The sequence below is a fragment of the Streptomyces sp. NPDC059456 genome, from assembly GCF_042750055.1.
Taxonomy (GTDB): Bacteria; Actinomycetota; Actinomycetes; order Streptomycetales; family Streptomycetaceae; genus Streptomyces.
Window position 1 is genome coordinate 1 of sequence record NZ_JBHYVA010000546.1, and the last position, 5,895, is coordinate 5,895.

6 protein-coding genes are annotated in these 5,895 nt (G+C 74.1%); 2 read left to right on the top strand and 4 right to left on the bottom strand.

The window, feature by feature from the left end; all coding sequences use genetic code 11:
• The 4 genes from ACFXA3_RS32900 to ACFXA3_RS32915 all read right to left on the bottom strand — a co-directional run.
• Positions 1-742 (bottom strand): hypothetical protein (locus ACFXA3_RS32900; RefSeq protein WP_385192858.1); only part of this gene is annotated, 742 nt, incomplete at its 3' end.
• Between the two features lie 244 nt (positions 743-986).
• Positions 987-2,465, bottom strand: coding sequence for an MFS transporter (locus ACFXA3_RS32905; RefSeq protein ID WP_385192861.1), 1,479 nt, complete (start codon positions 2,463-2,465; stop codon positions 987-989).
• A gap of 78 nt (positions 2,466-2,543) precedes the next feature.
• Complete coding sequence (locus ACFXA3_RS32910; RefSeq protein ID WP_385192863.1) at positions 2,544-3,527, bottom strand: NADPH:quinone reductase; 984 nt, start codon at positions 3,525-3,527, stop codon at positions 2,544-2,546.
• Between the two features lie 222 nt (positions 3,528-3,749).
• Entirely contained in the window at positions 3,750-4,328 is a 579-nt protein-coding gene (locus ACFXA3_RS32915; protein ID WP_385192865.1) for an NADPH-dependent FMN reductase, read from the bottom strand.
• Between the two features lie 281 nt (positions 4,329-4,609).
• Here ACFXA3_RS32915 and ACFXA3_RS32920 point away from each other — a divergent pair, with 281 nt between their 5' ends.
• On the top strand, positions 4,610-5,509 hold the full coding sequence (locus ACFXA3_RS32920; protein ID WP_385192868.1) for a pirin family protein: 900 nt from the start codon (positions 4,610-4,612) through the stop codon (positions 5,507-5,509).
• Positions 5,510-5,631: 122 nt separating this feature from the next.
• Positions 5,632-5,838 carry a hypothetical protein gene (locus ACFXA3_RS32925; RefSeq protein ID WP_385192870.1) on the top strand — a complete coding sequence of 69 codons (207 nt, stop codon included), beginning with the start codon at positions 5,632-5,634 and terminating at the stop codon, positions 5,836-5,838.
• Positions 5,839-5,895: the final 57 nt, after the last annotated feature.

Here is a 5,895-nt window from a genome sequence, read left to right on the forward strand (position 1 = left end):
CCGGCGGCTTCACGGCCTCGACCGGGGGCTTTGCGGCGTCAGCCGGAGGCTTCACCGCTTCCGCCGGAGGCTTTGCGGCCTCGACCGGGGGCTTTGCGGCGTCAGCCGGAGGCTTCGCAGCCTCAACCGGCGGCTTCGCAACGTGCGCGGGAGGCCTCACTCCCTCCTTCGGCGGCTTCACGGCGTCGGCCGGGGGCCTTGCGGCGTCGATCGGGGGCTTCACGGCCTCCGCCGGAGGCTTCACGGCATCGGCCGGCGGCTTCGCAGCGTCGGCCGGGGGCTTCACCGCGTCCGCCGGGGGTTTGGCCGCCTCGGTCGGGGGTTCGTCCGCCGGGGGTTCGTCCGCCGGTGCCTTCGGGAGGACCGCCGGGGTCAGCGGCGCGTTCGCCGACGGCTTGGCCGCGGCCCCGGGGGCCGCCGGGGCCGCCGCCGCGAAGGTCTTCTTCAGGCCGGCCAGCGCCGCCTCGATCTTCTGCCTGTGCGCGGCCAGGTCCGCCTCCGGGAGCTTGCCGTCCGGTGACTTCAGGACCTCCCCGAGGAAGTTGGTGACCGGGGTGATCAGGCTGCCTGCGGAACCCAGGGACTCCACCTGCGCGGTCAGCGCCTCGGCGCCGGGAATGGCCTTCTTCGCCGGAGTGGTCGCCTTGGCGGGGGAGTCGACGGCACCGGCCAGACCGGGGGACGCACCGAGCAGCGTCACGCAGAGGGCGGCGGGGAGGGTGTAGCGGGTGATGCGGTGCAAGATTTCTCTCCTGTTCGGCGTCGGGGGGCACAGGGTTTGCCCCTGTCCACTCACCGCCACGCCGTCACATTCGGCAACCGGAGACCAGGTCACCCACCCCGCCAGACGCCCCTCAAAGCACCGATGAAACCGCCTCCACCTGCATGTATTCCATCAGCCGCCCCGCTTGCTGCACCCGTGACGCCGTCACCTTGAGTGACCATCCCGGGGGTCCGGGACCTCCACCCCGGCCTGCCCCCCTTGGTCAGGCCGGAGTGGAGGAGTGTTCTGCCTGCCGGTCGGCGGTCCGCGGCCCCTCCCGGCGGACCGGGCGGCGGTCCGGCGCCAGCCCGTACCCGGCCAGGGCGATGGCCAGGACGAACACCGCGCAGGCCGCCTCGAAGGCGAACGCGTACCCGCCGGTCGCGGCGGCCGGGTCACCGGCGGCCAGCAGGGTGGCCGTGCGGGCGTCGGCGGCGGAGGTGATCAGGGCGAGGCTGATGGTCGGACCGGCCAGGATGGCCGTGTTGACCACCGCCCCGGCCAGCGCGGACTGCTCCTCCGGGACCCCGCTGACGGCCCCCACCACCGCGGCGGACATCAGCGTGCCGATCCCCGCCGACAGGACGACCAGCCCGGCCAGGACGCAGGGGGTGGAGCCCGTGCGCAGCCCCACGCCGCCGATCAGGAACAGTCCCGCGGCGATGACGGCCAGTCCCCCGACCGCCACCGCGCGCACGCCGTGGCGGGCGACGATCCGCCCCGCGACGAAGCCGACGCCGAGCAGCATCGCGCTGTACGGGATGAAGGCGAGCGCGTTCTGGAAGGCCGAGTAGCCGCGCACCTGTTGGAAGTAGAGGGCCAGCAGGAAGGCGGTGCTCGCGCCGATCGCCGGGCCGAGCAGCGCGCAGACCAGGGCGGTCGCCCGGCGGCGCGAGGCGAGGAAGGCGAGCGGCAGCAGGGGTGCGCGGACGCGCTGCTGGGCGGCGATGAACACGGCGAGCAGGACCGCGCCGAGGGCGAGCGGGGCGAGGACCTCGGTTGCGGCCCAGCCGTGCGGGCCGACCATCACGAGGCCGTAGCCGAGGGTGGAGAGCGCGAGGGTGCCGAGCACCGCGCCGAGGAGGTCCACGGGGACCCGTACGGGGGCCGGGCCGGCCGGCAACGCACGGGACGTGAGGGCCAGTACGGCCGTGGCCGCGGCGGCGAGCACCCCGAAGCTCCACCGCCAGGTCAGCCAGGTGACGAGCGCTCCGCTGAGGACGATGCCGACGGCGGCGCCGAGGCTGGCCAGCAGCCCCCAGCGGGCCAGGGCGGCGGCCCTGGCCCTGCCTTCGGGGAAGACGACCCGCAGCAGGGCCATGGCCGCCGGTGCGGCGAGGGCGGCCCCGCAGCCCTGGAGGAAGCGTGCGGCGAGGACGGTGTGTGAGCTGGGGGCCAGCGCCGCGGCGAGCGAGGCGGCGGCGAACAGGGCCGTGCCCCGGGTGAACAGCCGGCGCTGCCCGATCCGGTCGGTGAGCCGGCCGCCGAGCAGCAGCAGGCCGCTGAAGGCGAGGCCGTAGGCGGCGCTGTCGAGGATGAGGTCGATCCGGCTCAGGCCGAGTTCCCGCTGCATGGCCGGGCCGGCGGCGAATGTCACCGACACCGAGGCGTTGAGCAGGAGTTGAACGGCGCCGAGGATCGCGAACCGCGCCCGGGTGCTGCGCGGGGCGGCCAGGGCCTGGGCCTCCGGGGAATCGTCCATGCGGCGAGTCTGGCAGTCGCTGACAGTGGCGGGGGGCGCCGCCGGGTCAGTCCGTCAGGTCGGCCGGCGGGGCCCGCGTCAGGACTCCTTCGGCAGCAGGACGACGCGGCTGCCGTGCAGTTCGCCGTCCTCGATGCGCCGGTGCGTACGGGCCGCTTCCGACAGCGGGACCCGCTCGATGGAGCGGGCGCGCAGTCTGCCGTTGGCCAGCAGGCGGTTGATCGCCCCGGCGGCCTCGGCGAGTTCGGCCGAGGTGGCGTGCGAGATCACGAAGCCGACGACGGAGCCGTCCTTCATGTAGAGCGGCCCGGCGGGCAGGACGGGCTGGGAGCGGGCACCGGCGAGGAGGACGATCCGGCCGCGGGGTGCGAGCAGGGCGACGGCGCCGGCCAGGTCGTTGGTCCCGGAGGTGTCGATGTGGACGTCGACGCCCCCGGGGCCGAACTCGCGTATGCGGTCGTCGAGGTCCGGGTCCTTGTAGTCGAAGACGGCTTCGGCGCCGAGCGCGAGGCAGTGGCCCGCGTCGCGCGCCGCGGCGGTGGCGATGACCCGGGCGCCCGCCTCGACGGCCATGACGATCAGGGCGCTGCCCACGTTCCCGGCGGCGCCGGCGACGAGCACGGTCTCGCCGGGGCGGATGCGGCCGTGGGTGAAGAGGGCGAGGTAGGCGGTGCCCGCGGGGTGGACGACGGCGACGGCCTCGGCGGCGTCCACGGCGGCGGGCAGGCGGTAGAGCCGGTCGGCGGGGACGACGGCCAGTTCGGCGGCGGCGCCCTGGCGGCCGCCGTGGCCGAGGCTGTTGCACCACACGCGGTCGCCGGGCGCGAAGCCGGCCGCGCCGGGTCCGGCCGCGACGACGGTGCCGACCAGGTCGCGGCCGATCACGAACGGGAACTCGACGGGGGTGCGGAAGAGCCCGGACCGCACGAAGGTGTCCACGGGGTTGACGGACACCGCCTCGACCTCGACCAGGACGTCCGTGGGGCCGGGGGCCGGAGGGGCGATGTCGCCGTGGCGGATGTTCTCGGCGGGGCCCAGTTCTTCGATGAAAGCTGCACGCATGGGGCGATCCTCGCAAGGGCCGGGGGCGTTCGCGCACCGCGTCGCGAAGGCTTCGTCAACTCCCGCGGAATCGCCCGCAAGCCCGCCGCGCACCGCCCGGATCCGGGCATGACCGAAGGGCCGCTACGGGGGTGTGAGCGGCCCTTCGGAGAGGGGGGAGCGTGCAGGAGCCGGCGACTCCGGTCTTTGGGGGGGTGGTTCAGTGAACGGGCCGGCTGCCGGTCAGAGGCCGGCCTCGGCGATGGCGCGGGTCTCGCGGATCTTCGTGCCGAGTGCGGAGAGCAGCTGCTGGAGGATCTCGACGGTGGTCTCGTCCGTCAGGTTGCCGTGCTCGTCGAAGCGCTCGTGGGCGCGGAAGATCTGCAGCTCCGGCTTGCCGACGACCTTGGAGTCCGTCCACAGGAACATCTGGCGCAGCGCGAGCTGGGCGCGGACGGTGCCGAAGTTGGTCGGCGCGGCGCCGGCGATGGCGACGGGCTTGCCGGTCAGCGAGGAGGCGAGGGCGGGGCGGCTCGCCCAGTCCAGGGCGTTCTTCAGGACACCGGGGATCCCGTAGTTGTACTCGGGGGTGGCGATGAAGAGGCCGTCCGCCTCGGCGATGCGGCGGCGCAGGTCGGCCACGGCGACCGGCGCCGGGTCGATGTCGTGGTCGGTGTCGTAGGGCGGGATGTCGCGCAGGCCCTCGTAGATCTCGATCGCCAGGTCACCGGGGGCGAACTTCTGGGCGGCGCGCACGAGGGCGCTGTTGTACGAGGCGCCGCGCAGGCTGCCGGAGATGGCCAGGATCTTGAGCTCGGGCATGAACTGTCCTTCCGCGAAGGTGACATGCGCAGCGAATGCCGTGCCCGGCATGCCCCTGCGAGATGAACGTCGGTGAATGGCAGGAGTCTGTCCGCGCGGGGGACGCACCGACAACGGCGGTCGGCGGTATCTGTCATCTGTCGGCGGGCCGGTGGGTGCGCAGGACTTGATCGGGGACGGTCCGTCCCGTATAACTGACCTCGAACTGAACTGAACTGTATGGTTCATTACAGCTCGCCACCGCCGGAGAGCGACGACCGCGAACGACGAGAGAAGGCATCATGACCACGCTGGGTTCCGCCACCGCCACCGCCCCCGCCACCGCGCTCCGTTCGGTGGCCGACGTGGTGCAGCCGGTGCACACGCTGGAGGGCGAGGGCTTCCCGGTCCGCCGCCCCTTCCCCACCCCGCGGATCCCACAGCTGGACCCCTTCCTGATGGTCGACCAGGTCGGCCCCGTGGACCTCGGCCCGGGCGAGCCCAAGGGCGCCCCCGACCACCCGCACCGCGGCTTCGAGACCATCGCGTACGTCCTGGAGGGCGACATCGAGTACGCGGACTCCACCGGCAGCCGCGGCGTCGTACCGCCCGGTGCCGTGCAGTGGCTGACGGCGGGCGCGGGCGTGGTGCACTCGGCACAGCCGACCGACGCCTTCCGCGCGGCCGGGGGCCTCCAGCACAACCTCCAGATCTGGGTGAACCTGCCGGCCTCCCGCAAGGGACTGCGTCCGCGCACCCAGAACCACACGGCGCAGGAGATCCCGGTGGTGCGCACCCTGGACGGCTCCTGGTTCAAGGTCATCGCGGGCTCCGCGCTCGGTGTGACCGGTCCGTTCGACACGCAGGTCCCGGTGACGGTCGTGCACGCCTCGATCGCGCCCGGTGCGAGCGCCGAACTCCCGGCTCCGGCGGGCCGCAACGCGGCGGTGTACGTCCTGTCGGGCAGCGGCAGGGTCGGCGCGAGCGAGCTGGCCGACGGGGAACTGGCCGTCCTCGCCGACGACGGCGGCGCGGTCCGCGTCGAGGGCGGCCCGATCGGTGCCGACCTGCTGTTCCTGACGGGCGAGCCGATCGGCGAACCGGTCTTCCGCGCCGGCCCGTTCGTGATGAACACCGCCGCGGAGATCGACCAGGCCTTCGACGACTACGCCGCGGACCGCCTGGGCCGCTACGAGGGCTGATCCCGGTCGGCGGACCCGACCACGACGGGGGGCACCCCGCCGGTTTCCGGCGGGGCCCCCCGGTGGCGTTTCGGGGGCGAAGATACGATCTTCGCGGCGTACAGGGGCACGGAGGGGGCGTCATGAGACTGGTCTGGCTGGTGTGGCTCGTACGGCACTTCGAGGAGTTCGGCTACAGCCAGGGGGTGTTGCGGGGTTCCATCGGCACGGCGGCCGTGGCCCTCACCGCCCTGCTCGTCGGGTACACCGTGCGCGGTTCCCGGCCGGCCGCCCTCGCCGCCGGGACCCTGGTCGGCGCGGCCGGCATCACCTGGCTGGCCCTGCACTGACACCGCCGCCGCGGGCGCGGCCGGCGGGGGCCGCGCGGCGACGCACCCGGCCCGGAC

Coding starts and splice junctions, on each gene's coding strand:
- ACFXA3_RS32905 (WP_385192861.1), bottom strand. CDS start 2,465: ATGGACGATTCCCCGGAGGCCCAGGCCCTGGCCGCCCCGCGCAGCACC.
- ACFXA3_RS32910 (WP_385192863.1), bottom strand. CDS start 3,527: ATGCGTGCAGCTTTCATCGAAGAACTGGGCCCCGCCGAGAACATCCGC.
- ACFXA3_RS32915 (WP_385192865.1), bottom strand. CDS start 4,328: ATGCCCGAGCTCAAGATCCTGGCCATCTCCGGCAGCCTGCGCGGCGCC.
- ACFXA3_RS32920 (WP_385192868.1), top strand. CDS start 4,610: ATGACCACGCTGGGTTCCGCCACCGCCACCGCCCCCGCCACCGCGCTC.
- ACFXA3_RS32925 (WP_385192870.1), top strand. CDS start 5,632: ATGAGACTGGTCTGGCTGGTGTGGCTCGTACGGCACTTCGAGGAGTTC.